This is a genomic window from Bradyrhizobium sp. USDA 336 (assembly GCF_044908355.1).
Taxonomy (GTDB): domain Bacteria; phylum Pseudomonadota; class Alphaproteobacteria; order Rhizobiales; family Xanthobacteraceae; genus Bradyrhizobium; species Bradyrhizobium yuanmingense.
On the sequence record NZ_JBIYDC010000002.1, the window covers coordinates 4,793,032 to 4,819,435 of the forward strand.

Below are 26,404 nucleotides of genomic sequence, written 5' to 3' on the forward strand. Positions count from 1 at the left end.
TCCACTCCCCTCACGGCTGCGGCGGGGTACAGCCCCAAACAACGGGCATCTCCTCGCCAGCATCGTACCGTTCGCTTGCGATCTTCTCGATGACTAGTCGATGCTTCCTAAAGGTGGCTGCGATGTCGTTCGGCTCGGCTCCATCGGCAATCGCGCGGTCGGGCAAGGCGGACCACTCAACTTTGCAGACAACACGATCGTCGCCATCGAACATCGAGAACAGGACCGCTTCGGGCTGCTTCTCCTCGAAATGACCCGATGGATCAGGCGAAAGCGGCATCTCGGTTCTCCTGCGCTTAACGCCGAAGAACGCTGTGTCGCTCTGGTTCGTTCCTGGTGCCGTCCACTCCCTTCAAGGCAGTGAACGGAGCTTAAGGTCAGCCAGGGTCACAAGCGGTAATGCTTGGCCGATCACGAGATTTCCGCTTCGTTCCTCCGGAGGCAGACATGCTCTGATGCGTACTCGCCTTACGCCAGCGTCATCCCGCCGTCCACGACCCAGGCGGCACCATTCACATGTGCAGCCTCGTCGGAGGCGAAAAAAGCAACTACGTTGGCGACATCCTGCGGCCGCCCATGCGCAGTCGCAACGTTCCGGCGCAGCGCAATGGCGCCGTCACGCGCCTGGCCTTCCAATTCCCGGATCATGCGCGACTCGACCGGGCCCGGCAGAACGGCGTTGACCCTGATCCTGGTGCCGGCGACATCGAGCGCCGCCGTGCGTGTCAGCCCGAGCACGGCGTGCTTGGAGGCGACATAGCCGGCGAGCCCTGCACGCCCCCGGATCGCGGAGGTCGATGCGGTGTTGATGATTGCGCCCGTCCCGCGCTGCATCATTCTCGCGATGACGTGCTTGAGGCCGAGAAACACGCCCTTGACGTTCACCTGCAGCAACTGGTCGAAGGTTTCGTCGGGGTACTCGTGAAGAGGCGCGACGACGCCCTCGATGCCGGCGTTGTTGGCGAAGATGCCGATCGGCCCCAGGCGTGCTTCGGTCGCCTCGACGAAGGCGATGGTGTCCTGCGCGAGCGAGACATCCGCGCGAATGGCGAGCGCCCTCGCCCCGGCCTGCTCGACCAGTTGGGCCGTGCCGCGCGCCGCCGCTTCGTCGCGATCGACGATCGCGACCGCAGCGCTCATCCGCGCCAACTTTAGCGCAATGGCGCGCCCGATATCGCCGCCGCCGCCGGTGACCAGCGCGACCGGCGGCCGGTCAGTGCCGCTCACGACTTCAGGAATTCGCAGCCGCCATCCGCCAGCGGCCGCCAGGCCTCCGACGGCGCGATGGTCTTGACCAGCTTGTAATAGTCCCAGGGATATCTGGAATCCGCGGGGGCCTTCACCTCGAACAGATACATGTTGTGCAGCTTGCGGCCATCGGCACGGACGATGCCCTTGCCGAACAGGGGATCATCGGTCGGCAGCTTCTTCATCTGCTCGACCACGGCCTTGCCGTCGCTGGAGGCGCCGAGCGCATCGACGGCCTTGAGGTAGTGCAGCGTCGTGGCGTAGGCGCCCGCATGCAGCGCGGTCGGATAGCGGCCGTTGTTGCGCGGCGCGAACCGCTTGGTCCAGGCGCGCGTGTCGTCATTCAGATCCCAGTAGAAGGCTTCGGTGAACTGCAGCCCCTGCGCGATCTTCAAGCCGAGCGAATGCACGTCGCTGAGGTACAGCACCGTCGCGACCACGCGCTGGCCTCCTTGCGGAATGCCGAACTCGACCGCCTGCTTGATGGAATTGATGGTGTCGCCGCCGGCATTGATCAGCGCGATGATCTCCGCCTTCGACGACTGGGCCTGCAACAGGAAGGACGAGAAGTCCTGCGTGTTGATCGGCGTGCGCACGCCGCCGAGAACCTTGCCGCCGGCTTTCTGCACGACGTTCTTGATGTCGCCTTCCATGGCATGGCCGAAGGCATAGTCCGCGGTGAGCAGGAACCAGCTCTTGCCGCCGCTCTCGACGACGGCGCGCGCGACACCCGACGACAGCGCATAGGTGTCGTAGGTCCAGTGCACGAGGTTCGGCGAGCACGCCTTGCCGGTCAGGTCCGACGAGGACGCGCCGGACACCAGCAGCGTCTTGTTGTTCTGCTGCACGATGTTGCGCACCGCGAGGGCGACGGCCGAGTTCGGTGCGTCGACGATGACATCGACGCCTTGCCGATCGATCCATTCGCGCGCGATGTTGGCGCCCACATCTGCCTTGTTCATGTGATCGCCGCTGATGATCTCGATCGGCCGCGTCATCTTGGGTCCTGAAGCCTGGAAATCCTCGACCGCCATTTTGGCCCCCAGCACCGAGCCCGGACCTGTGACATCGGCATAAAGGCTGGACATGTCCGTCAGCACGCCGATGCGGAGCGGCTTTGTCTCCTGCGCTCGCGCGCCGAGCCCCGTCATGCCCAACGCCAATCCGCCGGCGCCGGCCAGCAGCCGGCGGCGGCTCACCCGATATCGTCCAGCCATGTGCAGACCCTCCTTGCGTTGTGCGTTCTTCCCAATGTTTGCCGCCCGCACGTACATCGCATGCAGGCTGACCTTGTCGTTCAGGGCGTCAGGCGCTCGATGAGCCTGCGGTCCTCGACCTCGAATCCGCCGCCATAGACGTCAGACACCATGAAATGCGCGCCGAGGATTTCCGGCTCGAGCTCGGCAATCGGATCGTACGCGCTGGCGTGCAGCGTCATCGCGGCGCGACCCGGCACCGGCTTGGAGTATTTCAGCGGCGTGCGGCGATAGGCGATGTCCGCATAGGCCGTGCCGAGCCGCTCGGGATGCGGCAAACGGCGCACATGGATCTCGCCGGCCGGCAGCTCGTCGCCGTCGACGATGCGGACGACCGGCGCGGACGCATCCGGCGTGAAGGTGAAATCGGCGAGCGGTATGCCGCGGCGCCGGACCCATCCGGTGATCGATCCGTCAGGATGCTCGTCGAAGGCGTAATGCGCATCCTTCTTGGTGTAGCCGAACACCTCGCGCCCGGCACAGATCCCCATCGGATCGCTGCAATACATGAAGATATGCGTTTCGGTGAACAGCCCCTTGTAGCGCACGGGCACCGAGATCATCAGGTCGAACATCTCGCCCGCGTGCACGGCAAGGGAATGGCCGGGCGAACGCATGAAGCGGAAGGCGACGCGGTCGCTGGCGATCTCGAACGGCGTCTCGGCGAGCAATGTCGCGACCTTGCCGGGCGCGACACGGGTCATGATCTCGACCGTCCGCAAGGTGCAGCCCCACTCCACCGGGTATGCCGGCGAATAGGGCGGATTGACCCCGCTATTCGGCTTGAGCTGGTACTGCCCGAACATGCGTCCGCCCGGGTCGTCGGGATCTGTGACGACGGTCATCAGGAGCCGTTTCCTCGTTTTTATTTATGATTTGTGAATTTCATATCTGAAAGCAAATGTATGTCAAGCAACGGCCGTCGGGCAGTCCCCAGGCCACCGGAATCGATTGGCGCTGGCCTGCGAAAATCCCTAACGTCGCCCTCGACCCCAAAATGCCGAATCGTTTTCGAGATGCCGCCTGCGGAACAACTGCTCAACGCGCCTGAATTCACCGTCTCCGAACTGTCCCTGTCCCTGAAGCGGACGGTCGAGGACGCCTTCGGCCATGTCCGCGTCCGCGGCGAGATCTCCGGCTTCCGCGGGGCGCATTCGTCCGGCCATTGCTATTTCGCGCTCAAGGACGAGAGCGCCAAGATCGAGGCGGTGATCTGGAAGGGCGTGCATAGCCGGATGCGGTTCAAGCCCCGGGAGGGGCTCGAGGTGATCGCCACCGGCAAGCTGACGACCTATCCGGGCTCCTCGAAATACCAGATCGTGATCGAGGCGCTGGAGCCGGCCGGCATCGGCGCGCTGATGGCGCTGATGGAGGAGCGCAAGAAGAAGCTCGCCGCCGAGGGCCTGTTCGACGAGGCGCGCAAGCAGCTGCTGCCGTGGCTGCCGGAGGTGATCGGCGTCGTCACCTCGCCGACCGGCGCCGTCATCCGCGACATCCTGCATCGGCTGGAGGACCGCTTTCCCCGCCGCGTGCTGGTGTGGCCGGTCAAGGTGCAGGGCGACGGCTCGGCCGAGCAGGTCGCGGCCGCGATCCGCGGGTTCAACGCGCTGCCCGAAGGCGGCAGGATTCCGCGGCCCGATGTGCTCATCGTCGCGCGCGGCGGCGGCTCGCTGGAGGACCTCTGGTCGTTCAACGAGGAGATCGTGGTGCGCGCCGCAGCCGAGAGCATGATCCCGCTGATCTCGGCGGTGGGGCACGAGACCGACATCACGCTGATCGACTTCGTCGCCGACAAGCGCGCGCCGACGCCGACGGCGGCGGCCGAGATGGCGGTGCCGGTGCGCAGCGACTTGTTCGTCGAGGTGGGCGATCTCGGACGCCGCACCCGCGCCTATTGGCAACGCGCCCAGGAGAGCCGCCGCAGCGAGCTGCGCGCTGCTGCGCGCGCGTTGCCGGCGGCGGGCGATCTGCTCGCGATCCCGCGGCAGCGCCTGGATTCGGCGGGCGCGTCCCTGCCCCGCTGCCTCAAGGCCAACACGCATGCGCATTTCCGCAGGTTCACCGCGGCGAGCGCGAAGCTGACGCTGCGCGTGCTGCACGGCCAGATCTCGCAGGCCGATCATCGGCTCACGGTTTGCGGCGAGCGGCTCGGCCTGTCCGCGCGCTCGCTGTTGCGGCAGCGGCGCGACCGCTTTGCGGGCTTGCAGGTGCGCCTGCGCGCCTCAAAGCTTGCGAATGCGCAGGCGCAGCGCAACGCGATTGCCCGCCAGCGCGAGCGTACCCATCGTCTGACTGAGCGGGCGCAGCGCGCGCTCGTCACGCTGCTGCACCGGCTGGAGGCGCGGGTCGAGAACAGCGGCAAGCTGCTCTCGGCGCTGTCCTATCGCAGCGTGCTCGCGCGCGGCTTTGCGCTGGTGCGCGACGAGGCCGGGCATCCCGTGCATGCGGCTGATACGATCGGCCCCGGCGCGCGGGTCGAGATCGAGTTCGCGGACGGCCGCGTCGGCGCGACGGCGGATGCGGACCGTCCGGCGCCCGCGGAGAGGCGCGCGCCGGCGCAGGCCAAGCCGGCGGCGGAGACGAAGCCGGCACCGAGGCGCCTGGCCAAGCCGGTGGATCAGGGCAGCTTGTTCTGAGGGGGAGGACGGGCTCAGGCCACGGTGTCATTCCCCGCGAAAGCGGGGAATCCAGTACGCCGCGGCTTCTCGATTGAATCGCAACGCCGCGGAGTACTGGATCGCCCGGTCAAGCCGGGCGATGACAGCGCGTGTGTGGAACGCGCGTCGCCACAAATAGGTGGAGACAGCTCGCCTACCGACACGACAATCCCGCCTCGATCGTGGTCCAGAAGCCGCAATGGTCCGGCGCGCGGTGGGGGCCGGCGTGGGCTTCGAACAGCAGGATCGCGACGGTGAAGACGATCAGGGCGGACGCGAAGAGCGTGATGCGGTTGCGCATATGAGATGCGTTTAATCGACATCGTGGTCGAATGATGGCGCGGGCACGTGCTACGGCACCGCCATCACCGCGCCAGCCATTGCGCGACGTCCTTCTGCGAGGCGGCGCGGGCTTCGGCATCGGCGTGCTCGGGCGCGCCGGCGGCGTGCAGCGGCGTGCCGGCACGGTCGAAATCGTGACCCGCGCCGGGATAGACCACGATGCGCGCCAGCGCGCTGCGGCCGCGCGCACCATCCACCATCTGGCGGCAGGCCGGCGGCGACGACACCTCGTCATCGGCGCCGATCAAGACCAGCGTCGGCACCCGCGTGCTCCAGCCGAGGCCCGCCGAGATCCGGCAATCCGGATAGAACGCGATGGCGGCGCGGAAATCCGGACCGGAATCGCGGCCTGCGTTCTGCGGACGCACGGCCCAGAGCAGCGCGCTCGCACCATTGGCCCAGCCGATCAGGCTGATGCGGTCCCGCGCCACGAATGGCTGCTGCATCAGCCAGGCGCGCGCGGCCGCGATATCGGCGACGCGTTCGCGCCGCGCCTTGACGTGCATCTCCTTGACGCGGCATTGCGGGCCGAGCTCGCGCGAGCCGTAGCTGTCGGGCAGCAGCACGGCATTGCCGGCCTTGAGCAGGCGCTCGGCCCAGTCGCGATAGGGCGGCAGCACGGGATCGGAATGGCTACCCAGCCCACCGCAGCCGTGCAGCGCAATCACGGCCGGGAATGGCCCCTTGCCCGCGGGCTTGTAGAGCTGCGCATGGAGCACGCCGGACGCCAGCGGAATCTCGACCGGCTGCGGCGCCGGGGCGGCGTGCGCGGCCGACATCAGCAGCGTCAGGAACAGGGCGGTCATCGGAGTCTGCCGCAGGAGCTGCCGGAACCAGCGCCCCTTCGACTGAAGCCTCATCGCGCGAAAACGGCGGCAAATCATCACGAACCGGTGGGTTTAACGGGCGGACAAGCCACCCCATCTATGCTACATCCCGTCCAACACATCGTGCCTTCCACGGCCTTCCATGGAGAGGCCTTCCGCGGAGACTTTCGACCGTGCTGAACAAGTTCGGCCCCTCGGGCCATGGCGAAGCGCAGGTGCAATATCTCGACGGCGATTTCCGCGTGATCTCGCCGGGGACCTTCGTGCGCTGCGCGATCACCGACGTCCGCATCCCGCTCGACGAACTGAAGTATTGGAGCGTCGATCTGCAGGAGGCCTATGCCACGCCCACCGCGGTGCTGCAGCGGCATTTTCCCGGCGCACCGAAGCAGTCGTGATCCCTCGGCTCTCGTAACTCTCGCAGTGCGGGCAAAACCGGCAGACACACGAGGTTGGCGGTAACAATTGCAGGGTGCAATTTCATCTGACTTCTCCTGGACGCGGCTTCATCGATAGGCCTGCGGCCATGAATGCCGGCTGAATGTTCGCCGATATCTAAAATTGTCCGGCTCCCATTGGGGCCCATTTAAGCCGGCCTGCACCACATTGCCTCGGGATAAAGTGGCAATCGGGCAGGAAAGCATGGACCTCCGGAGAATTTTCAGCCGTTCGTTCGGTGCACCTTCGAGCGCAAAGAATCATTTGCTCGAACGGTTCATCCGCGACGAGCAGGGCAGCTACGTGCTCATTTCTGCGCTGCTCATGCCGGTCCTGGTCGGCACCGCCGGCCTCGGAACGGAAGTGGGCTGGTGGTACTACAAGCACAAGAACATGCAGAGCGTTGCAGATTCCGGCGCGGTCAGCGCTGCGACGGCTGCCAGTGTCGGCGGCGACCCCTCGTCCGAAGCCAAGGCGGTCGCGGCAAATTATGGCTACACCGACGGGGCGAACGACGTCACTGTCACGGTGAACCAGCCACCGAAAACAGGCAGTCAAGCGTCGAACGCGCAGGCCATCGAAGTCATCGTCAGTCAGCCGCAGCGTCGGCTGCTGTCGGCCTTGTTCGGCTCGGATCGCGTACCAATCACCGCGCGCTCGGTCGCCCTGCCCAATTCCGGGACGGGCTGCGTACTTGCGCTCAACACGAGCGCAAGCCCCGCCGTCAATGTCAGCGGCGGCAACCAGCTCAACCTGATCAAGTGCAATCTCTATAGCAATTCGAGCGCAAGCCCCTCGCTCAACGTCGCCGGCAGCGCCTCGGTGGCAGCAAACCAGGTCGGCGTGGTCGGCGACGTCTCGGGCGCAAGCAGCATCACGGCGACCAACGGGGTCAAGACGCACATCACGCCTGTCCCCGATCCCTATGCCGACGTCTCTCCGCCTACGCGGCCGAGCTGCAGCAATGCCAAGATCACGGTCAACGCCAACGGAAAGACAAACTCGCTCGACCCCGGCTGCTACATGGGCAGCATCACGGTCAACGCCGGCGCAGTCCTGAACCTCAATCCGGGCATCTACTATCTGGATGGCGCCAGCCTGAGCGTCGCCGGAAATGCCACCATCACCGGCAGCGGCGTCACCCTGGTGTTCACCGGCTCCGGCAGCGACTGGGGCACCGCCTCAATCGGCAGCAACGCGACCGTCGACCTGACCGGGCCGACCAGCGGCCCGACGAAGGGCATCGTCATGTACGGCGACCGCAACATGCCTGCCGGGACCAATTTCAATCTCACCGGCGGCAGCACGCAGAATTTCGGCGGTGCCATCTACCTGCCGAAGGCCAATCTCAGCTTCAGCGGCGGCAACGGCACCAGCACATCCTGCACCAAGATCATCGCGGATACGCTGACGTTCAGCGGCACGTCGAACCTGCAGGTCAATTGCACCGCGCTCGGCACCGCGACGATCGGTTCGCAAACCGCGCAGCTCGTCGAATGAGGTTTGGGGCGATGCAGATCCGGAATTACTCATCCAGGCTTGGCCGTCGATTGCTTGGTTCTCTGGCGCGCCACGTGAGCAATGCGGCCGGCGATCAACGGGGCGTCGCGGCAGCCGAATTCGCGATTCTAATTCCCCTGCTGTCCCTGATGGTCGTCTCGGTCACGGACATCGGGCTGGCGCTCTATCGCAAGATGCAGGTCGAAAATGCCGCGCAAGCCGGAGCCCAGTACGCGATTGCGCGCGGCTTCGACACGAACGGCATCGCGAACGCCGTCGCAAGTGCCACCAGCGCGACGAACATCACCGCGTCACCTCCGCCGGTCCAATTCTGCGGATGTCCAACGAGTGCGGGCGTGAGCGCCACCAGCTGCGGAACGGTCTGCACCGGCGGTGCGCCGGCCGGAACATATACGACAGTCTCGGCGAAAGCGACGTATTATACGATCATCGATTATCAGATCGTGGCGGCCACATACACGTACACCGCGCAGTCCACCACGAGGCTGCAGTGAAGCTCACCGCAGCATGGCGAGACACGCGGGGCACCACAGCGCTGGAATTCGCGCTGACCGCTCCCGTGTTCTTCCTGTTCATATTCGGGATCATCGAATGCGGATTGCTGTTCTGGACTCAGCTGGGAATCCAGCATGGGAGCGAAATGGCGGCGCGCTGCGCGACGGTCAACAACACGCTCTGCCCGAACAGCAGCGCGATCACGACCTACGCCGCCCAGCAGGCCTACGGCCTCACGCTGCCGCCGGGGACATTCACCTTTGCCACGGCCGCGTGCGGCAACCAGGTCAGCGCGAGCTATTCATTCGAGTTTCCGCAGATCATCAACCTGTCTCCGATCACGCTGACCGCGCGGGCATGTTTTCCGAGTTGAGGTCGCCGACAGCCGGTTTTGCCGCGAAGGTAAAGGGCGATGTGCCCGCGCCGCATTGCCGGCAACTCAGCAAAATGGTCTCTGTCGGGACGGACGCTTGCGTTCTACATTCCTTGCAGCCGTGGGTGAGTCGTTTCGCGCTTGGGTTGGATTTTTTTTGCAGTTCCGCGTCTTTAAGTTGTTTGACGAAGTCTTGCTGAAACAATGAGCTGCTATATCGCACGCCAGGTAACCGGCCCCCGTTCTTTTTTACCGCACAGGCAATCGACCAACCAATCAGCCACTGAGCTCTGGAACTGGACGATCTGTGAACGGGCTCATACGAAGAGCCATTCTAGCGGGCTACGATCACCTCGAAAATCAGCGGTGGAATATCTGTAAATCAAATCAAGCGGTGGGGGTGGATCATGCCCGCCATATTCGAACTGCTCTACCGTGAATATTGCCGCGCCCGCCTCGCTGAAATGCGCAAGCAGCTTCTGATCGCAGCCGAACGATCCGAGGCTCTCGAAGCGCTTTGTCGTCCTGCGGACCAGGGTGACGACGAGAGAACGGACACGCACAGCAAGACCGGTCACGCCACGCCGAATTGAAGCGGCTCCCAGACCGAACGATCACTCCCGCGCAGCAATGACCAAGCAATTGGCAACATTTGGGAGACAGCAATGAATACACCCGAATGCTACACCGTCGTCGTCGCCTGCATGTCGTGCCTGACCATCATCGGATTGATGGCCACGGGCGCGTGGTGAGCATGCCCCTCGGCTCGTCGCAGACCTGCTTCCTGCTTCGACATGAGTACAGCCGCCGCGTCGTCCGACGGCGGTGGCTGTACTCTGGGTCCGGCGATCAGCTTCAGGTCGTTACGGCCCCTGCACCTCACATGATGAAGATTCATTGCCCGCCCTGGGCATCAACGCCGTCGATGATTTCGGGGAGTTCGGCACGTCCCGGTGACGGCTCTCATGCAAGGCTACTTCAACTCCCGAACGCGCGGAAGAAGATTCGCCAGCAGCGACATTTCGCGTTTCGCGACTGGGGCAGAGACGTTGTCTCACGTTGCGTGATCAGCGCGCGCTGAACCTTCGCTCGCGCGCTCTGTAGAGATGATCGCTGATCAATTGCCGCAGCTTTGCCGGGTCATCGAATTCGAGCTGAACGGCGAACGGCACGATGCCGCTAGGCACGCCTGCGCGGCCGCGCAAGCGTGCAAGATCCTTTTCCGTGGTCACCAGCATGAGCTGCTCGCGCTGGGCGTCCGCTGCGAGCGCCGAGATCTCGCCGTCCGAAAACATGTGGTGGTCGGCGAAGGCGCGCGTGCGCGCGACGTCGATGCCGCTCGCACTTAAGGTGCGGAAGAAACGCTCGGGATCGCCGATGCCGGCGAAGGCGAACACCCGCTTGCCGGAGAGCTGCGCGAGCGAGGCCGCATCCGGCTTCAGGCGCGCACGCAGCTCGGGCTTGTTCCGCTTGGCGATCTCCGCCGCGACGTCGTTGGCGGCATTGCCGTCGCCGATCATCACCAGCGCGTCGGTGCGCGCGAGCTGTGCCTCGAGCGGCGCTCGCAGGGGCCCCGCGGGAAACACCTTGCCGTTGCCGAGGCCGCGCTCGCCGTCGATCACGATCAGCGAAGCGTCCTTGAGCAGAGCAGGATTCTGGAAGCCGTCATCCATCAGGATCACGGTGGCGCCTTGCGACTTCGCCAGCGCGACGCCGTCGAGGCGGTCGCGCGCGACCACGACCGGGACGTCGCGCGCCATCATCATGGGCTCGTCGCCGACATCGGCCGCGCTGTGACGCTTGCGGTCGACCATCACCGGCCCCTTCAGGCACCCGCCATAGCCGCGGCTGAGCACGACCGGCGTCTCGCCGAGCTCGCGCAAGAGCTTGGTCAATGCCAGCACGGTCGGGGTCTTGCCGGCGCCGCCAACATGGTAGTTGCCGACGCAGATCACGGGGATGCCGGCGTCCACGCCCTGGCGCGACATGCGCCGTGCGGTGATCGCGCCGTAGAGCGCGCCGAGCGGCCATAGCGCGTAGGATTGGAGGGAGCGTGGCCGGTACCAAAAGGCCGGCTCACGCATTCGCGGCCCCCATCTCGATCCGCAACTGCAAGAGATATGGCTCGAGCGCGGTCATGGTGCGATCGAGCGCACCGCCAAGCTGCTCGACCACGCCGGAGGCCGCGCGCTGCATCTTGTCGCGCATGACCGGATCGGCCAGCAATTGGCCGAGCTGCTTGACCAGCGCCTCCTGCGTGTCGGCCTGCCGCGCCCCGCCGCTCCCATCGAGCGCCTCATAGACGTCGGCAAAGTTGAAAACGTGCGGGCCGTGGACGATGGCGGCGCCCAGCTTGATCGCCTCGATCGGATTCTGCCCGCCATGGTGGATCAGCGATCCACCCATGAACACAATTTCCGAGAGCCGATAGAACAGGCCGAGTTCGCCCATCGTGTCGGCGACATAGACGTCGGTCGTCGCCGTCGGCAGCTCCTCGCGCGAGCGCAGGGCCGGTTTCAGGCCGGACGCCGTGACGAGGCCCGCGATCGCGGAGCCGCGATCCGGGTGCCGCGGCACGATCACGGTGAGAAGCTGCGGGAAGAAGCCGACCAGGCTGCGATGCGCCGCGACCAGCATCTCGTCCTCGCCCGGATGGGTCGACGCCGCGACAATGATCGGCCGCCCCCGCGTCATCGCCATCAGCCGTTCGAGCTTGGCGGGATCGGCCGGCGGCGCCGGCACGTCGAGCTTGAGATTGCCCGTGGTGACGACGTCGCGGCCGCCGAGGGCGGCAAAGCGCTCGGCATCGGTCTTCGACTGCGCGAGACAGATGTCGAACCGCGATAGCAGCGCCGAGATGGTGCCGTGCATGCGCCGCCAGCGCGGGAAGGAACGCGGCGACATCCGCCCGTTGATCAGCACCATCGGCACCCGGCGCGCCGCGCCGGCGAGGATCAGGTTCGGCCACAGATCGGATTCGATGAACAGCGCCAGCGACGGCTTCCAATGGTCGAGGAAGCGCGCAACATAGCGCGGCGAGTCATACGGCACGTATTGATGGATGACGTCGGGCGGAAAGCGTTTTGCGACGACCGCGGCCGAGGTGACCGTGCCCGAGGTGAGCAGGATGCGCAGATTGAGATCGCGCAGGCGCTCGATCAGCGCGGCCGCCGCCAGCACCTCGCCGACGCTGGCACCATGAATCCAGACCAGCGGGCCGTGCGGCCGCACGTCGGCGGACAGGCCGCGCCGCTCGCCGACGCGGGCGGGATCCTCCTTGCCCTGCTTCAGCCGCCGCTTGATCAGCGCAGGCGCGAGCGGCACCAGGCCGGCGGCCAGGCGCCGATACATCCGCAGCGTGATCGGCAGCGCAATGGGCAGCGACTTAGGCATCTTCCGGTCCCGGGCGGCCGAGCTGCGCATAGGCGCGACGGGTCGCCTCGTTCAACGTGTCTTCCAGCTCCTGCCGCAACGTCTCCATCATGGCGGCGTCGGCATCTGCGGGAACGTGGATTTCCTTGATGCCGACCAAAGCGCCCCGCCCGAATGGCAAATTGATGGTGGTGCGATCCCAGTTCTTGAGCCGGACGAAGCGGCTGGTCGCCATCGCGAAAGGCATGATCGGCCGTCCCGATTCCCGTGCCAGCATGATAATGCCGAGCCCGACCACGCGCGAGCGCTTGGGGACATCGGCGGTCAGCGCGACATTACAACCGGCCTGGAGCGTCCGCACCATTTCCTTGAAGGCGCCGACGCCACCCTTGCGGTGGAACGCGCCGCCATGGTCGCCGGAACCGCGGATCGTGCCGATGCCGAGCCGCTCGGCGGCGATGGCATTGAACTCGCCGTCGCGGTGCCGGGAGATCAGCACCTTGGCCCGATAGGACGCCTTGTTCTGGTTCTTGATGAAGGGCGTCAGGAAATGCTGGCCGTGCCAGAACGCGAAGATCGCAGGGAGCTGCGGCTCGACGCGCTCGTAGACGTCGGGCGGATCGAAGGTGAAGGTGTTGGTCCGCCAGACCAGACGCAGATATTCGGCCGCCAGGACCCCGACGGCACGCTGAAACCAGCTGCTTCGCAGCGTATTGCGAAGCAGTTTCTTCAACGCGCCGGTTCTTGATTCGGATCGAGCAGCCGATGCAGGTGGACGATGAAGTAGCGCATCTGCGCGTTGTCGACCGTGCTCTGCGCCTTGGCCCGCCAGGCGGCGTGGGCGCTGGCATAGTTCGGATAGAGGCCGACGATGTCGACCTCGTCCAGATTCTTGAAAGTGTTGTGCTCGAGATCGACGAGCTCGCCGCCGATGACGAGGTGGAGCAGTTGTTGCGGGGCGCTATCTGGCATGAGTTCTGTTCCTAAGGGGCTGCCCGGCAAAGCAGTGTTCGAGAAGCACGACGAATGCGCCTTAGGCTAAGGGACGGTTGCGAAAATGCGCGACAATGCCCGCATGACGTTCGCGTCCCGCTGCCACCAGCACCCCGTGCGCCACTTCCCGGCGGTTATAGAGGATGGGTTCTCCGGAGAGGTCGCTCATCCTACCATCCGCTTCCTGCACGATCAAATCGGCCGCCGCAAGATCCCAATCATGGCTGTTGCCGCCGGCAAAAGCCGCATCCAGCGCGCCATGGGCGACCCGGCAAAGCCGCAGCGCCAGCGAGCCGATCCGCCGGTGCAGCTTGATCTCGCCGAGGGACGGCTTCAGCCGCTCGACCAGCGGCTTCGGGCCGGCGACGCGGGCAAAGTCGAGCTCGGATCCGCTTGTCGCGCGCACCGGCTTGTCGTTGAGCGTCGTGCCCTTACCGCGCGTTGCGAAGAAGAACTCGTCGGTGGCCGGGGCGAACACGGCGGCAAGCACCGGCGAAGCGTCCGCCACCAGCGCGACGCTGACGCACCATTCGTCGTGACCGCCGAGATAATTGCGCGTGCCGTCGATGGGATCGACGATCCAGGTCAGCCGCCGCGACAGCCGCGCCGCATCGTCGGCGCTCTCCTCGGACAGCCAGCCATAATCGGGCCTAGCGGCGCGCAGGCGCGATTCGAGCAGATCATTGACGGCGATGTCCGCCTCCGACACCGGCGAGGACGCGCCCTTGGTCCACTTTCGCAGCTCGGTGCGGAACATCGACTGCGCCAGCGCGCCCGCCTCCCGCACCGTGTCCTTCAGCAGCGCCGCGTCGCGGGTCAGGATAGTGTCGTCGAGAGCAGCGGCCATCGGGGTCAATCGCGCGGCACGCCGAGACCACCTCTCCCCATCGGGGAGAGGTCGATTTGCGCCTCGCGATGCGAAGCATCGTCGAGTGCAAATCGGGTGAGGGGGGGCAGATCCCACGAGAGAGAGTAACCCCTCACCCGGATCGCATCTTGCGATGCGATTCGACCTCTCCCTATGGGAGAGGTGAGCCAACTCGCTTCTGCTCGATCAGCGTCCGCCAAGCGTCAAACCCTCGATGCGCACCGTCGGCGCATTGATGCCGTAGCGGAATTCGAGATTGTTCGCGGGCTGCATCGACTTGAAGATCTCGAACAGGTGCCCGGCGATCGTCACCTCGCTGACGGGATAGGTGATCTCGCCGTTCTCGATCCAGAAGCCGGAGGCGCCGCGACTGTAATCGCCGGTGACGCCGTTGACGCCGGAGCCGATCAGGTCGGTGACGTAGAAACCCTGCTTGATGTCGGCGATCAGCTCGGCCGGCGTTGCCGTGCCGGGCTCGAGATGCAAATTGTACGGCCCCGGCGAGGGCGAGGAGGACACGCCGCGATGGGCGTGACCGGTGGTGGTGAGGCCGAGCTCGCGCGCGGTGGCGCAATCGAGCAGCCAGGTCGTCAGCACGCCGTCATCGACCAGCGCGGTCCGCTTCACCGCGACGCCTTCGGCGTCGAAGGTCTGCGAGCGCAGGCCGCGCTTGCGCAAGGGATCGTCGATGATGCGGATATTCCTGGCGAACAGCTGCTGGCCGAGCTTGTCCTTCAGGAAGCTGGTCTTGCGCGCGATCGAGGCGCCGTTGATGGCGCCGACGAGATGCCCGACCAGGGAGCCGGCGACGCGCGGATCGAACACCACCGGGACCTTGCAGGTCTCGACCTTGCGCGGATTGTAGCGCGCCACGGTGCGCTCACCGGCGGAGCGGCCGACGACCTCCGGCGACAGCAGATCGGCGCCATGCGGCGCCGAGGTGAAGTCGTAGTCGCGCTCCATGCCGGTGCCTTCGCCCGATATGGCTGTGGCAGAGATGCCCTGGCTGGAGCGCAGATAGGAGCCGTGGAAGCCGGTCGAGGTGACGAGCACCATGCCGCCGATGCCGGATGAGGCCGAGGCGCCGCCGGACTTGGTCACGCCCTTGACGCCGAGCGCGGCAGCTTCGGCCGCGAGCGCGCGGCGCTCGAGCTCGGTCGTCGTGGGCACGGCCGGATCGAGCAGGTCGAGATCGGGAAAGTCGCGCGCGAGCAGCGCGGGATCGGCGAGGCCGACATATTTGTCGTCGGGCGCGACGCGCGCCATCGCAACCGCGCGCTCGGCGAGCTTGGTGACGGCATCGCCGCTGACGTCGTTGGTGGAGACCACCGCCTGACGCTGACCGACCAGCACGCGCAGACCGACATCGTCGCCCTCGGACCGCTCGGATTCCTCGACGCGTCCGTCGCGGACCTCGACGCCCTGCGAGACGCCGCGCACCGCGACCGCGTCGGCCGCATCCGCGCCGGCGCGTTTGGCCGCCTCGACCAGACGCTGCGCGAGATCGGAGAGCGCGGACTGATCGAACAGGTCGCGATTGGCGGTAGGCGAAAGCGTCGGGCTTGGTGAAGAGTTCACGAACGAAATCCTGTTGGGGCGGGGTTCGGGACCGGAACCCACAGATGTGCCCTGATAGCGCGGACTTCAAGCATTTTCAGCCCGCCAAAAGCTCAGATTCGCGACGTCGGCGCAACGTCTCGTCAATCATGCGCGCCAAGGTCTTGTCAATCATGAGGAGCGAGTGACGGTGGGTTAACCAGCCTTTTTAAGCGGTTTCGGACCGCCCGGCGCTAAGGTCCTCGCATCGACCGGGAACATAATCCTGGCGGGGAGAACGAAGCCGTGAGGCGTCAAACAGCAACATGCGGGGTCCACCCCGCCGGGTCGAGCCGCTCCTTGCGGCTCGACCCTCTTTCCCTTCCGGTCCGCTTCGATGCGCATGATCCGCGCGCCGACGGACATGTCAGGCAGATCGAGCTTCATCGCGAGCGTGTCGTGCTGCGCCGTGCCGTGCGCGGCATGCAGATGGCGATCAACGTGCGCGTCGCCGACTTCACCGGCGTTGCGCTCCGCGGCAATGACGAGACGCAGACGCTCGTCCTCGTGCACCGCGATCCCTCGCTCTCCATCCCGCTGCTGATCAGCACTGACACGGACGAGATCGCACAGGCCTGGACGATCTGGAGCGAGATCTTCGCGCTGCCGCAGCTCGACGAGGGCGCACGCAAGCCCGCACCGCGCCGCCGCCGCGCCAACGCGATCCGCGCCCGCCGCCCGAAATTCTTGATGCGCCGGCGCACCGCAATGGCGCGCGAGCTGCCGGTTCATCAGGGCGAGCGCGAGATCATCGCGAGGAATTAATGATGCCGTAGGGTGGGTTAGCCCGAAGGGCGTAACCCACCTCTTTGCTTTCCGCGCAGATAGGAGTTGGTGGATTACGCTTCGCTAATCCACCCTACGCATTTTGCGTCACGCCGCCCGCAGCACCGCGTCGGCGAGCAATCCCGCAAACAACAGCAAGCCGGCATCGCGGTTCGACTTGAACAGGCGCAGGCAGAGCGCGCCATCGGCGATATTTAGCCGCGTGATCTGCCAGGCCAGATGCGCGGCGAAGGCGGCAAGCCCGAGCCAGGCCGGCCAGCGCGCTTCGCCGGACGCCAGCGCGACGCCGATCAGCATCACCGCGAGCCCGTAGAACAGGACAAGCGCCTGGCGCGTATGCGCGCCGAACAGGCGCGCGGTCGACTTGATGCCGATCAGCGCGTCGTCCTCGGCGTCCTGGTGCGCGTAGATCGTGTCATAGCCGATCACCCAGGAGATTGCGCCGGCATAGAGCACGAGCGCGGTAGCGTCGATGCGGCCGAAGGTGACGGCAAACCCCATCAACGCGCCCCAGGAGAAGGCGAGCCCGAGCACGATCTGCGGCCACCAGGTGATGCGCTTCATGAAGGGATAGATCGCGACGATCAGGAGTGAGGCGATGCCCGTTGCAATCGCGAAGCGGTTGAACTGCAGCAGCACCGCAAGACCGACCAGCGCCTGCGCGAGCATGAAGACCAGCGCCTGCCTGGTGGTCACCTGCCCCGACGGCAGCGGCCGCGAGCGCGTGCGCTCGACCTTGCCGTCGAGGTCGCGATCGGTGATGTCGTTCCAGGTGCAGCCGGCCCCGCGCATGACGAAAGCGCCGATGAAGAACAGCACGATGGTGAGCGGCAAGCCGCGAATGTCATGCGCCATGCCGGCGGCCAGCGCCGCCGACCACCAGCATGGCATCAGGAGAAGCCAGGAGCCGATCGGGCGATCGAAGCGGGACAGGCGCAGGTAAGGCCGCGCCCAATGCGGCGCGAGCGTATCGACCCAGTTGCCGGTGGAATCGGCAACGCGGGCGGATGTGCTAGTGCCCAGTTTTCGAAGTTCGTATTCCATCGCGGCGCATTCCGGTACGAACTTCGAAAACTACAAGGCCACCTGCAAGAAAACTATAATTCACGTGCCGCTTATCGAGTTGAAATTCCTATGAGGATCTCGCGGCAAGCACCGTAGGAAGTTCAAATCGGCGGCACGTGTATCATCGGGTCAGGACGTTGCCGTTGAGCGTATCGAAGGTGCTGCCGCCCTTCTTGCCGGCATTGGCCTCGGGCGCCGAGCCAGAGCCCAGCACCTCGCTCAGCGACGGACCGGCCGGACCGCGCGGCTGGTTCTGCATCTGCTGCGCGACGTTGCAGACCTTCGTCGCCATGGCCTCGGTGTTCTTGTGACCTTCCTTCAGCTGCGCACCGATCTGCGGCGGGATTCCACATTTGGCGGCGTTGGTCTCGATGTACTTGATCATCTTGACTTCAGCCTGGCTGAAATTGCGGATCAGCTTGCAGGCCTCGTCCGGCTGCGCGCGACGATCGCTCGCGGCCTTGATCAGCTTCCCGCGCTTCTCGGCTTCCTCGCGCAGCGGAATGAAGGCCTTCATGCAGTCCTCGCCGGGACCGGCCTGCGTCGGCGGAGCCGCGCTGAAGGCGCCGGGGCCACCGATCGGGGCAGCACCGTTCACGGGAAAGGAGGATTGCGGCGCGGTGCCGACCGACGCGCTCGGCGCCGCACCGTTGACCGGGAGGAAATGGAGAACTGGCGGCAGCCTGGTTGGGCAGCGGCGCGGGGAACGCGCTTTGCGCATGAGCGCCCGCAGCACTCATGGCGACCGTGGCGGCAGTGATCGGAACCATCAAATGGCGGATCATCAAGATAAGTCTCTCCGGCAGGAGCTAACGGGGTTCAGGGCTTCCCAATTAAAGCGCGACCAGCGTGTTCGCGTTTTTACGATTCCCGCCGGCGCTTAACAACCCGTGGAATAGGGCGAGAGCGCGGCGCTGGGACGCACCGATTCGGCAATATTTACCCCCGAAATGGCGCCTTTCGGTTAAGAACGGCCGGTAATCGGACCCCAAGCGATGCCTTCTCACGATTTTCGCGCCCCCCGCCTGTTCGTCGATGCCCCCCTGGCCCAGGACGCCAGGGTGCCGCTCGACCGCGACCAGAGCAATTATCTCGGCAATGTGCTGCGGCTGGCGGCCGGGGCCGAGGTCCTGGCCTTCAACGGCAGGGATGGCGAGTGGCAGGCCGCCATCGATGGCCGCAAGCGGCCGGACGGCCTCGTGATCCTGCAGCAGACCCGGCGCCAGGACCGGCTCGCGGACCTCACTTACGTCTTTGCCCCGCTCAAGCATGCCCGGCTGGACTACATGGTGCAGAAGGCCATCGAGATGGGCGCCGCCGCGCTGCAGCCGGTGTTGACCCGGTTCACCCAGGCATCCCGGGTCAACACCGAGCGGATGCGCGCCAATGTGGTCGAGGCGGCCGAGCAATGCGGCATCCTCAGCATTGCCAGCGTGGCCGAGCCGGTGCCGCTGGAGCGCTTCCTGAGCCAGCGTCCCGCCGACCGGTTGCTGATCTTCTGCGACGAGGCGGCGGAGGTTCAAGATCCCATTCAGAGCCTGCAAGGCGCGCGCGAGGTCGGACGCGGTATCGACGTGCTGATCGGCCCCGAGGGCGGTTTTGCCGAAGAAGAGCGGGCGCTGTTGTTGCGCCAGCCCAAAATCCTGCGGCTGGCGCTCGGCCCCCGCATCATGCGGGCGGACACAGCCGCCGTCGCCGCCTTGGCGCTGGTGCAGGCGGTGCTGGGGGATTGGGGCGGCAAGGCCAGCTAGCTTCGTCAGCGTGCAAACGCATGGCGTCGTCATGCCCGGGCTTGTCCCGGGCATCCACGTCCTTTGCGCCGGAGGGCAAGGCGTGGATGGCCGGGACAAGCCCGGCCATGACGAATGAGCCACCCGTTAAGCGATTGATCCTTTGGAGGTCGAAACCGCTGTCGGGCCATGCTAAGGGCTGCGCCAATTCGCCTCCCCTTGCCTGCCCGGTTCCGCCGGGACGATGGACCGCTGAGATGACCGCGACTGCCACCTCAAATGCTGCCGGCTCCGCCGCCTGGGCGGATACGCTGCTCTTGTCGTTTGCGCAGGCCGGCTACGTCAGGGCCGAGCCCGCCATCCTGCAGCCGGCCGAGCCGTTCCTGGACCTATCCGGCGAGGACATCCGCAAGAGCCTGTACCTGACCACCGACCTCTCCGGCGAGGAGCTCTGCCTGCGCCCGGACCTGACCATTCCTGTCGCGCGCGACTATCTGGCCTCGGGGCGCGCCGGCCAGCCGGCGGGGTTCAGCTATCTCGGTCCGGTGTTCCGCTACCGTAGCGGCCAGGCCCGTGAATTCCTCCAGGCCGGCATCGAATCGTTCGCCCGTCAGGACCGCGCCGCGGCTGATGCCGAGATGCTGGCGCTGGGACTAGAGGCGACGGCCGCTTTCGGCGTCCGCGACGTCGAGATCCGCACCGGCGACGTCGCCTTGTTCAATGCGCTGCTCGACGCCCTCAACCTCTATCCGGTCTGGCGCCGCCGCCTGGTCAAGGATTTCAACCGCAAGATCAGCCTGGAGCAGGATCTGGAGCGGCTGGCGGCCGCGACCACCGCGACGCGCAGCGAATATGAGGGCGTGCTGGCGGCCCTTGCCGGCTCGGACCGCAAGGCGGCGCTCGCCTTCGTCACCGATCTGATGTCGATCGCCGGCACCACCAATGTCGGCGGCCGCACCACGGCCGAGATCGCCGATCGCTTCCTCGAGCAATCGACGCTGAAGGGCGGCGCGCTGCCGCGCGAGGCCATTGCCGTGCTCAAGCGCTTCCTGTCGATATCGGGCAATCCGGACGACGCCATCGCCGAGCTACGCGCGCTCACGACGGACGCGAAGCTCGATCTCGCGTCTGCGATCGATCAGTTCGAGAGCCGCGTCGGCTTCATGGCCGCCCGCGGCATCGACGTGAAGCAGACCCGTTTCTCGACCGCGTTCGGGCGCGGGCTCGACTACTACACCGGCTTTGAGTTCGAGCTGCATCACAGCGGCAACGGCACTGAGCCGCTGGTCGCCGGCGGCCGCTACGACGGGCTGATGACCCAGCTCGGATCAAGCGAGCCGATCCCTGCGGTCGGCTTCTCAGTCTGGGTGGAGGCGCTGAACCGGATCGGCCGCAAGGTGGGAGCGTAAAATCATGAGCGCGCCATTCGTTCTGGCCGTTCCCTCCAAGGGCCGCCTGCAGGAAAACACCGAGGCCTTCTTTGCCCGTGCCGGCCTCAAACTGTCGAAGGCCGGTGGCGCCCGCGACTACCGCGGCACCATCGCAGGCCTCGACAATGTCGAGGTCGCCTATCTCTCGGCGAGCGAGATCGCCGCGCAGCTGTCGCGCGGCTTCGCGCATCTCGGCGTCACCGGCGAAGATCTCGTGCGCGAGAACATCGCCGATGCCGACAAGCGCGTGTCGCTGATCGACGGGCTCGGCTTCGGCTATGCCGACGTCGTCGTCGCGGTGCCGCAGGCCTGGATCGACGTCCGCACCATGGCCGACCTCGACGACGTCACCACCGGCTTCCGCGAGCAGCATCACATGCGGATGCGGGTCGCGACCAAGTTCGTCAACCTCACCCGCGGCTTCTTCCAGGCTCACGGCATCACCGATTACCGCATCGTCGAAAGCGCGGGCGCCACCGAAGGCGCGCCGGCGGCCGGCAGCGCCGAGCTGATCGTCGATATCACCACGACCGGCGCGACGCTCGCCGCCAACGGCCTGCGGGTGCTCGACGACGGCGTGATCCTGCGCAGCCAGGCCAATCTGGTGGCCGCCAAGGAGGCCGACTGGTCGCCGCAGGCGCGCGAGACGGCGCGTGTCATCCTCGATCACATCGCAGCACGGGCGCGGGCCAACAAGTACCGCGAAGTCCGCACCCGCTTCCGCCAATGCGATGCCGCCCTGCTCGGGGAAGCCCACAGCCGGTTCGGCGTGGAGGGCCCGTTCGGCGGTCCGACCTCGTCAGGCATGCTGACCCTGCACTGCCCACCGGGGCAGCTCTACGCGCTGGCGAGCTTCCTGCGCGAGCATGGCGCCGAGACCGTCTCGGTGGTGTCGCTCGACTACGTATTCGACCGGGAGAACCCGCTGTTCGCCAAGCTCGAGGCGTTCCTGGATCGGTGAGCCCAAGGTTTGTTCAGCTTTGCGACAGCAAAGGGCAGCTACCATATGCGGTTGAGAAGACCTAAACACCTCTGGAACCTTGATCGATGACGCTGGGCTCTGACGTTTCCGGCATGACGACCACCGCAGCCAGCGCAGCCGCGAAGGGGCTGTCGATCGTCATCCCCGTCTACAACGAGGCGGCGGGCCTCGCCGCTCTGCACCAGCGCATCTGCGAGCTCGCCAAGACGCTGCGGCAGCGCTATCGCCTGTCTTGCGAGGTGGTCTATGTCGACGACGGCAGCAAGGATGCGACGCTGTCGATCGCGCGGTCATTGCCGGCCGACGCCATCGACGTTCAGGTGGTGTCGCTGTCGCGCAATTTCGGCAAGGAGGCCGCGCTGATGGCGGGCCTCGACCATGCCCGCCTCGGCGCCGTCATGTTCATGGACGGCGACGGCCAGCATCCGCCGGCGCTGGTTGAACAGCTGGTGCGGCACTGGATCGATGACGGCTATGACGTCGTCTACACCGCCAAGGCGCATCGCGACAACGAGTCCTTCCTGCGCCGGGTCGCGGTGCACGGCTTCTACGCGCTGATCAATTGGGGCGCCCGCCAGAAGATTCCGGAGGACGCCGGCGATTTCCGCCTGCTGTCGCCCCGCGCGGTCGCCGCGCTGAGGCAGCTGCCGGAACGCAACCGCTTCTTCAAGGGCCTCGCCAGCTGGATCGGCTTCCGCCAGATCCGCGTCGACTACGAGCCCGCCGCGCGTGCCCATGGTGTCACCACCTTCAACGCCGCAAGCCTGCTCGGCCTCTCGATCGAAGGCCTGACGTCCTTTTCGGTGGCACCTCTGCGCTTCGCCAGCCTGTTCGGTGTCATTCTCGCCGGCGGCGCCTTCCTGTTCGGCCTGTCGATCCTCTGGGAGGTGTTCACGACCGGCAAGCAGGTGCCCGGCTATCCCTCGCTCGTGATTGGCCTGATGACGATCGGCGGCGTGCAGCTCATCATGATCGGCATCGTCGGCGAATATATCGGCAAGATCCTGTCGGAGCTGAAGGCGCGGCCGATCTACTTCGTGGCCGAGCACAGCGAAAAGCATTTCGAAGCCGCCAAGGCCGATGAGGCCGCGAGCAGGACGGCCGCCGAATGAACGTGGCCGCGAGGGTGCGGCGGATCTGGCTCTGCGCCGACGATTACGGCATCAGCCCCGGCGTCAACCGCGCCATCCGCGACCTGATCGAACGCGGCCGCCTCAATGCGACGTCGGTGATGATGGTGGGGCCCGCGATCGCGCGCGGCGACGTCGAGGCGCTGCAGGCTTCGGCAACGCAAAGCCCGCGTTGCGCGATCGGATTGCACGTGACGCTGTCGGCGCCGTTCCGGCCGCTTACCATGCATTTCCGCCCCTTGGACGGCGACATGTTCTTCGCCTTTCCCAAGCTGCTGCGCGCCGGACTGATGCGCCGGCTCGACCGTGAATTCATCCGCAACGAGGTGAAGGCGCAGCTGGCCGCCTTCATGGACGCGTTCGGACGCGCCCCCGACTTCGTCGACGGTCACCAGCATGTGCAGCTCTTCCCGCAGGTGCGCGACGGTTTTGTCGATGCGGTCAGCGAAGTCGCGCCGAACGCCTGGGTGCGCCAGGGCGGCCGCGACCTGCCGCTGAAGCAACGGCTGGCCTCCCCAAAGGCCATGGTGCTCGATATCCTCAGCGCGCAATTCCGCCGCCGCGCCGCCAGCGCCGGCCTCAGCTTCAATCCCGGCTTCGCCGGCGCCTATGATTTCACGCGCGCCGCCGATTTCGGCGCGTTGATGCGGCAATTCCTGGACGGCCTCCCAGATGGCGGCCTCGTGATGTGCCATCCCGGCTTCGTCGATGATGTCCTCATCGGCCTTGATCCGATGACCGACGTCCGTGAGCGCGAGCACGCCTATCTCGCGGGTGATGCCTTCGCGCGCCTGCTGGCCGACAGCAAGGTGACACTGGAATGAACGGCGAAGCGCGGCCCAGAGGCAGCTTGTCGCATACCGAAATTTAATCCGGCCGGCACTGTTGGGGCCACAATGGAACCCTACATCTCCTCTCGCGCTTGGTTTGGCGCGAAGGAGACAGATCATGACGCCGCAGGAACGCCAGCTCGTCGACGACCTTTTTGACCGGCTTTCTAAGCTGGAGAATGCACAGCGCGATCCCGATGCGATCGCCGCGATCTCCGACGGCCTGCGCAAGGCGCCCGGCGCCATCTACGCGCTGGTGCAGACCACGCTGGTCCAGGACGAAGCGCTGAAGCGCGCCAATGCCCGCATCCAGGAGCTGGAAGCGGCCCACGCGCCCGAGCAGGCGCAGTCCGGCGGCTTCCTCGACACCATGCGCGACACATTGTTTGGCGGCGGCCCGTCCCGCGGCTCGGTGCCGAATGTGCCGCAGCGTGAGCAGCGTCCGGCTTGGAATACCGGACAGGCGATGCCGCAAGGCCAGCCGGGTTACGGCGCGCCGCCTTACGGACAGGCTTACGGCCAAGGTCCGGGTCAGGGCGCTCCGCCGATCGGCGGTGGCGGCGGCTCGTTCCTCGGCACGGCGGCGGCGGCCGCAGCCGGCGTCGTCGGCGGCTCGCTGCTGCTCTCGAGCATCCGCGGCATGATGGGCGGATCGCACCAGCAGGGTTTTGGCGACAGCAACGCGCTCGGCGACCGCAGCGCTGGTGGAAGTCCTTGGGGCGGCGGCGATCAGTCCGGCGGCTCGCTGGCGCGCGAGGCCGGCCTCGATGACATCGGCTCGAACCGGGAATCCCGCCAGGGCTTCTTCGACCAGGCGTCGAACGAGCGCGACAACTACGACCAGAACTACGGCAACGATCACGACGACAGCTTCGACACGGCCGACAACAGCGATTTCGGCGGCGACGACGACGGCGGCAGCGATTACGCGTAGGCCATTCGACCGACAGATGTGGAACGGCCGCCTCCGGGCGGCCGATTTCTGTTCGAGCAGAGCTCGACGCACTTCTGCTCTGCCACCACACGCCATGATGCCATTCGATATAATATGACTAGTGCGTGCGTTGTCGGACAGCACCGTGCAAAACGTCACGAGGTGCGCCTGACTTCACCATACCGAGCGAAATCGTCCTCCGACACACGCCGCCGTAGACTCCCGGATTTCCAAATTTGGACATGGGTGTTCAATTGGAAGAACACATTGCTTATGCCACACATCGTGGCTGCCTCTCTTGGCTACAGTCGGGGGTTTTAAGAATGAGTTCACTTCAACAGCGCATCGCGACCCTGAGCGACGTCACGACCCATCTCATCACCGAATTGTACGAGTTGGAGGGGCTGCACGAGCGCCTCAGGAAGGCAGAGCTGTCGGTGCGGCGGCTGAACCGCTCGGCTCGCGCACCGCATTCGGCTTCATCAACTCGTCCTCGCCGCTCCGCTGTCCCTCGTCCCGGGTCGAGGCACCGTCAGCGGACGTAGGACTATTCAGGCAGACGTTTGGCGGCGGCAGCGTCCCTTCGACGCCGCGCGTTTCGAGCCGGCGCGGCACCCGGACTTGATCGCTCCATCGAGCGCATGACGCTTCACAACACCACGACCTTGGTGCCGACATTGACGCGGCCATAGAGGTCGATGACGTCCTCGTTGCGCATGCGGATGCAGCCGGAGGAGACGTTGGTACCGATGGTCCAGGGCTCGTTGGAGCCGTGGATGCGATAGAGCGTCGATCCCAGGTACATCGCACGGGCACCGAGCGGATTTTCCGGGCCGCCTTCCATGTGCCTGGGCAGATCGGGCCGGCGCGCGAGCATTTCCGCCGGCGGCGTCCAGTCCGGCCATTCGCGCTTGGCGGTGATCGATTTCACGCCGGACCAGGTGAAGCCGGGACGACCGACGCCGATGCCGTAGCGCAATGCCCGGCCGTTGCCCTCGACGAGATAGAGGAACTTGTTCGGCGTATCGACTACGATCGTGCCGGGACTTTCCTTGCCGCTATAGTCAACGAGTTGTTTCTCGAATTTCGGATCGAACGGACGCTGCCGCGGATCGACCGCCTCCTGCTGCGGAGACGCGCCCTGCTGATATCCGCCTTGTTGATACCCACCTTGCATCTGCGGCTCGCCCATCGGGGGCAGGCGCCGCTGGTCGTAATAGCCCGGCTGCTGCTGATACACCGGCCGCTCCGGCGCGTAGGCCGGGCCGCGGCCGGGGCCATCGCCGAACAGGAATTCGATGAAGCCGCCGCCCATGTTGGAATGGGACGCCACGCGCACCGGCGCCGGCGGCACGCGCGGCTGGTACAGCACCGCGGGCGGATCGTTCGGCACGCTGTTGTCGAAGGCGCCTGCGTCGTTCGCGCCGGCCATGACGGTGCAAGCGCTGCCGAGCAGCGCGACAGACATTTTCTTGAACATCGACGTACTCTGTACTGTTTCGTCTAGATCACATGCGTCGTGGAGAGCCGG

27 protein-coding genes and 1 pseudogene are annotated in these 26,404 nt (G+C 65.9%); 13 read left to right on the top strand and 15 right to left on the bottom strand.

Features of this window, described 5'->3' with window-relative positions:
• Positions 1-10 precede the first annotated feature (10 nt).
• From ABIA45_RS23425 to ABIA45_RS23440, 4 genes are all read right to left on the bottom strand, one after another.
• On the bottom strand, positions 11-280 hold the full coding sequence (locus ABIA45_RS23425) for a DUF1488 family protein (protein WP_271539108.1): 270 nt from the start codon (positions 278-280) through the stop codon (positions 11-13).
• Between the two features lie 188 nt (positions 281-468).
• On the bottom strand, positions 469-1,227 hold the full coding sequence (locus ABIA45_RS23430; RefSeq protein ID WP_404653838.1) for an SDR family NAD(P)-dependent oxidoreductase: 759 nt from the start codon (positions 1,225-1,227) through the stop codon (positions 469-471).
• Positions 1,224-2,399 carry an ABC transporter substrate-binding protein gene (locus ABIA45_RS23435; protein ID WP_271539817.1) on the bottom strand — a complete coding sequence of 392 codons (1,176 nt, stop codon included), beginning with the start codon at positions 2,397-2,399 and terminating at the stop codon, positions 1,224-1,226. The genes ABIA45_RS23430 and ABIA45_RS23435 overlap by 4 nt, the downstream gene beginning before the upstream one ends.
• 146 nt (positions 2,400-2,545) lie before the next feature.
• Complete coding sequence (locus tag ABIA45_RS23440) at positions 2,546-3,349, bottom strand: acetoacetate decarboxylase family protein (RefSeq protein WP_404653840.1); 804 nt, start codon at positions 3,347-3,349, stop codon at positions 2,546-2,548.
• A gap of 171 nt (positions 3,350-3,520) precedes the next feature.
• Between ABIA45_RS23440 and xseA the strand changes: the two genes are divergently transcribed.
• Entirely contained in the window at positions 3,521-5,140 is a 1,620-nt protein-coding gene (xseA, locus tag ABIA45_RS23445; RefSeq protein WP_271539111.1) for an exodeoxyribonuclease VII large subunit, read from the top strand.
• A 175-nt stretch (positions 5,141-5,315) separates the two neighbouring features.
• On the opposite strand, the gene ABIA45_RS23450 is transcribed toward xseA, so the two are convergent.
• Together ABIA45_RS23450 and ABIA45_RS23455 are read right to left on the bottom strand one after the other, a co-directional pair.
• Entirely contained in the window at positions 5,316-5,462 is a 147-nt protein-coding gene (locus ABIA45_RS23450) for a hypothetical protein (RefSeq protein WP_271539112.1), read from the bottom strand.
• A 64-nt stretch (positions 5,463-5,526) separates the two neighbouring features.
• Positions 5,527-6,309, bottom strand: coding sequence for a dienelactone hydrolase family protein (locus ABIA45_RS23455; protein WP_271539114.1), 783 nt, complete (start codon positions 6,307-6,309; stop codon positions 5,527-5,529).
• Between the two features lie 194 nt (positions 6,310-6,503).
• On the opposite strand from ABIA45_RS23455, the gene ABIA45_RS23460 reads away from it, so the two are divergent.
• From ABIA45_RS23460 to ABIA45_RS23480, 5 genes are all read left to right on the top strand, one after another.
• Positions 6,504-6,728: a DUF2093 domain-containing protein gene (locus ABIA45_RS23460; RefSeq protein WP_271539116.1), complete on the top strand. Its 225-nt coding sequence runs from the start codon at positions 6,504-6,506 to the stop codon at positions 6,726-6,728.
• A gap of 244 nt (positions 6,729-6,972) precedes the next feature.
• Complete coding sequence (locus ABIA45_RS23465; RefSeq protein ID WP_271539117.1) at positions 6,973-8,268, top strand: TadE/TadG family type IV pilus assembly protein; 1,296 nt, start codon at positions 6,973-6,975, stop codon at positions 8,266-8,268.
• Positions 8,269-8,342: 74 nt separating this feature from the next.
• On the top strand, positions 8,343-8,783 hold the full coding sequence (locus ABIA45_RS23470) for a TadE/TadG family type IV pilus assembly protein (protein WP_271539119.1): 441 nt from the start codon (positions 8,343-8,345) through the stop codon (positions 8,781-8,783).
• Positions 8,780-9,157, top strand: a complete 378-nt coding sequence (locus ABIA45_RS23475) for a TadE/TadG family type IV pilus assembly protein (RefSeq protein ID WP_271539121.1) — start codon at positions 8,780-8,782, stop codon at positions 9,155-9,157. The genes ABIA45_RS23470 and ABIA45_RS23475 overlap by 4 nt, the downstream gene beginning before the upstream one ends.
• Before the next feature lie 407 nt (positions 9,158-9,564).
• On the top strand, positions 9,565-9,750 hold the full coding sequence (locus ABIA45_RS23480; protein WP_271539123.1) for a hypothetical protein: 186 nt from the start codon (positions 9,565-9,567) through the stop codon (positions 9,748-9,750).
• A 474-nt stretch (positions 9,751-10,224) separates the two neighbouring features.
• Here ABIA45_RS23480 and lpxK read toward each other — a convergent pair whose 3' ends face one another.
• The 6 genes from lpxK to ABIA45_RS23510 all read right to left on the bottom strand — a co-directional run bounded on the left by lpxK (position 10,225) and on the right by ABIA45_RS23510 (position 15,968).
• A complete protein-coding gene (gene lpxK, locus ABIA45_RS23485) occupies positions 10,225-11,241 on the bottom strand; it encodes a tetraacyldisaccharide 4'-kinase (RefSeq protein ID WP_404653844.1) in 1,017 nt (338 codons plus the stop codon).
• On the bottom strand, positions 11,234-12,580 hold the full coding sequence (locus ABIA45_RS23490) for a 3-deoxy-D-manno-octulosonic acid transferase (protein WP_404544076.1): 1,347 nt from the start codon (positions 12,578-12,580) through the stop codon (positions 11,234-11,236). Before ABIA45_RS23490 ends, lpxK begins: the two co-directional genes overlap by 8 nt.
• Positions 12,543-13,262 carry a lysophospholipid acyltransferase family protein gene (locus tag ABIA45_RS23495; protein WP_036039958.1) on the bottom strand — a complete coding sequence of 240 codons (720 nt, stop codon included), beginning with the start codon at positions 13,260-13,262 and terminating at the stop codon, positions 12,543-12,545. The genes ABIA45_RS23490 and ABIA45_RS23495 overlap by 38 nt, the downstream gene beginning before the upstream one ends.
• Positions 13,259-13,501, bottom strand: coding sequence for a DUF4170 domain-containing protein (locus ABIA45_RS23500; protein WP_036039955.1), 243 nt, complete (start codon positions 13,499-13,501; stop codon positions 13,259-13,261). Before ABIA45_RS23500 ends, ABIA45_RS23495 begins: the two co-directional genes overlap by 4 nt.
• 61 nt (positions 13,502-13,562) lie before the next feature.
• Entirely contained in the window at positions 13,563-14,369 is an 807-nt protein-coding gene (locus ABIA45_RS23505; protein ID WP_404544079.1) for an inositol monophosphatase family protein, read from the bottom strand.
• 207 nt (positions 14,370-14,576) lie between these two features.
• Positions 14,577-15,968, bottom strand: coding sequence for a TldD/PmbA family protein (locus ABIA45_RS23510; protein ID WP_404653847.1), 1,392 nt, complete (start codon positions 15,966-15,968; stop codon positions 14,577-14,579).
• Positions 15,969-16,232: 264 nt separating this feature from the next.
• Between ABIA45_RS23510 and ABIA45_RS23515 the strand changes: the two genes are divergently transcribed.
• Positions 16,233-16,751: a DUF6101 family protein gene (locus ABIA45_RS23515; protein ID WP_271539135.1), complete on the top strand. Its 519-nt coding sequence runs from the start codon at positions 16,233-16,235 to the stop codon at positions 16,749-16,751.
• Between the two features lie 108 nt (positions 16,752-16,859).
• Here the strand turns inward: ABIA45_RS23515 and ubiA are convergent, their stop codons facing one another.
• Positions 16,860-17,816 (bottom strand): 4-hydroxybenzoate octaprenyltransferase, encoded by a 957-nt coding sequence (ubiA, locus tag ABIA45_RS23520; RefSeq protein ID WP_404653848.1) that lies wholly within the window; start codon positions 17,814-17,816, stop codon positions 16,860-16,862.
• 142 nt (positions 17,817-17,958) lie between these two features.
• Positions 17,959-18,622: pseudogene (locus tag ABIA45_RS23525) on the bottom strand (hypothetical protein).
• Between the two features lie 210 nt (positions 18,623-18,832).
• On the opposite strand from ABIA45_RS23525, the gene ABIA45_RS23530 reads away from it, so the two are divergent.
• The 6 genes from ABIA45_RS23530 (at position 18,833) to ABIA45_RS23555 (ending at position 24,873) form a co-directional block, all read left to right on the top strand.
• Positions 18,833-19,588 (top strand): 16S rRNA (uracil(1498)-N(3))-methyltransferase, encoded by a 756-nt coding sequence (locus tag ABIA45_RS23530; RefSeq protein WP_404653849.1) that lies wholly within the window; start codon positions 18,833-18,835, stop codon positions 19,586-19,588.
• 236 nt (positions 19,589-19,824) lie between these two features.
• On the top strand, positions 19,825-20,976 hold the full coding sequence (locus ABIA45_RS23535; RefSeq protein WP_275498499.1) for an ATP phosphoribosyltransferase regulatory subunit: 1,152 nt from the start codon (positions 19,825-19,827) through the stop codon (positions 20,974-20,976).
• A 4-nt stretch (positions 20,977-20,980) separates the two neighbouring features.
• Positions 20,981-21,958: an ATP phosphoribosyltransferase gene (hisG, locus tag ABIA45_RS23540; protein WP_404653850.1), complete on the top strand. Its 978-nt coding sequence runs from the start codon at positions 20,981-20,983 to the stop codon at positions 21,956-21,958.
• 86 nt (positions 21,959-22,044) lie between these two features.
• Complete coding sequence (locus ABIA45_RS23545; RefSeq protein WP_404653852.1) at positions 22,045-23,091, top strand: glycosyltransferase family 2 protein; 1,047 nt, start codon at positions 22,045-22,047, stop codon at positions 23,089-23,091.
• A complete protein-coding gene (locus ABIA45_RS23550) occupies positions 23,088-23,933 on the top strand; it encodes a ChbG/HpnK family deacetylase (protein ID WP_404653853.1) in 846 nt (281 codons plus the stop codon). Before ABIA45_RS23545 ends, ABIA45_RS23550 begins: the two co-directional genes overlap by 4 nt.
• 124 nt (positions 23,934-24,057) lie before the next feature.
• A complete protein-coding gene (locus ABIA45_RS23555) occupies positions 24,058-24,873 on the top strand; it encodes a DUF2076 domain-containing protein (RefSeq protein ID WP_036014279.1) in 816 nt (271 codons plus the stop codon).
• Positions 24,874-25,522: 649 nt separating this feature from the next.
• Here the strand turns inward: ABIA45_RS23555 and ABIA45_RS23560 are convergent.
• Positions 25,523-26,353: a L,D-transpeptidase gene (locus tag ABIA45_RS23560; RefSeq protein WP_404653855.1), complete on the bottom strand. Its 831-nt coding sequence runs from the start codon at positions 26,351-26,353 to the stop codon at positions 25,523-25,525.
• Between the last annotated feature and the right edge of the window lie 51 nt (positions 26,354-26,404).

What these genes read in the sequence shown, in the direction of transcription:
- ABIA45_RS23425 (WP_271539108.1), bottom strand. Translation starts at nt 280, where the DNA reads ATGCCGCTTTCGCCTGATCCATCGGGTCATTTCGAGGAGAAGCAGCCC.
- ABIA45_RS23435 (WP_271539817.1), bottom strand. Translation starts at nt 2,399, where the DNA reads ATGACGGGGCTCGGCGCGCGAGCGCAGGAGACAAAGCCGCTCCGCATC.
- ABIA45_RS23440 (WP_404653840.1), bottom strand. Translation starts at nt 3,349, where the DNA reads ATGACCGTCGTCACAGATCCCGACGACCCGGGCGGACGCATGTTCGGG.
- xseA (WP_271539111.1), top strand. Translation starts at nt 3,521, where the DNA reads ATGCCGCCTGCGGAACAACTGCTCAACGCGCCTGAATTCACCGTCTCC.
- ABIA45_RS23450 (WP_271539112.1), bottom strand. Translation starts at nt 5,462, where the DNA reads ATGCGCAACCGCATCACGCTCTTCGCGTCCGCCCTGATCGTCTTCACC.
- ABIA45_RS23455 (WP_271539114.1), bottom strand. Translation starts at nt 6,309, where the DNA reads ATGACCGCCCTGTTCCTGACGCTGCTGATGTCGGCCGCGCACGCCGCC.
- ABIA45_RS23465 (WP_271539117.1), top strand. Translation starts at nt 6,973, where the DNA reads ATGGACCTCCGGAGAATTTTCAGCCGTTCGTTCGGTGCACCTTCGAGC.
- ABIA45_RS23480 (WP_271539123.1), top strand. Translation starts at nt 9,565, where the DNA reads ATGCCCGCCATATTCGAACTGCTCTACCGTGAATATTGCCGCGCCCGC.
- lpxK (WP_404653844.1), bottom strand. Translation starts at nt 11,241, where the DNA reads ATGCGTGAGCCGGCCTTTTGGTACCGGCCACGCTCCCTCCAATCCTAC.
- ABIA45_RS23490 (WP_404544076.1), bottom strand. Translation starts at nt 12,580, where the DNA reads ATGCGCAGCTCGGCCGCCCGGGACCGGAAGATGCCTAAGTCGCTGCCC.
- ABIA45_RS23500 (WP_036039955.1), bottom strand. Translation starts at nt 13,501, where the DNA reads ATGCCAGATAGCGCCCCGCAACAACTGCTCCACCTCGTCATCGGCGGC.
- ABIA45_RS23505 (WP_404544079.1), bottom strand. Translation starts at nt 14,369, where the DNA reads ATGGCCGCTGCTCTCGACGACACTATCCTGACCCGCGACGCGGCGCTG.
- ubiA (WP_404653848.1), bottom strand. Translation starts at nt 17,816, where the DNA reads ATGGAATACGAACTTCGAAAACTGGGCACTAGCACATCCGCCCGCGTT.
- ABIA45_RS23530 (WP_404653849.1), top strand. Translation starts at nt 18,833, where the DNA reads ATGCCTTCTCACGATTTTCGCGCCCCCCGCCTGTTCGTCGATGCCCCC.
- ABIA45_RS23535 (WP_275498499.1), top strand. Translation starts at nt 19,825, where the DNA reads ATGACCGCGACTGCCACCTCAAATGCTGCCGGCTCCGCCGCCTGGGCG.
- hisG (WP_404653850.1), top strand. Translation starts at nt 20,981, where the DNA reads ATGAGCGCGCCATTCGTTCTGGCCGTTCCCTCCAAGGGCCGCCTGCAG.
- ABIA45_RS23545 (WP_404653852.1), top strand. Translation starts at nt 22,045, where the DNA reads ATGACGCTGGGCTCTGACGTTTCCGGCATGACGACCACCGCAGCCAGC.
- ABIA45_RS23550 (WP_404653853.1), top strand. Translation starts at nt 23,088, where the DNA reads ATGAACGTGGCCGCGAGGGTGCGGCGGATCTGGCTCTGCGCCGACGAT.
- ABIA45_RS23555 (WP_036014279.1), top strand. Translation starts at nt 24,058, where the DNA reads ATGACGCCGCAGGAACGCCAGCTCGTCGACGACCTTTTTGACCGGCTT.
- ABIA45_RS23560 (WP_404653855.1), bottom strand. Translation starts at nt 26,353, where the DNA reads ATGTTCAAGAAAATGTCTGTCGCGCTGCTCGGCAGCGCTTGCACCGTC.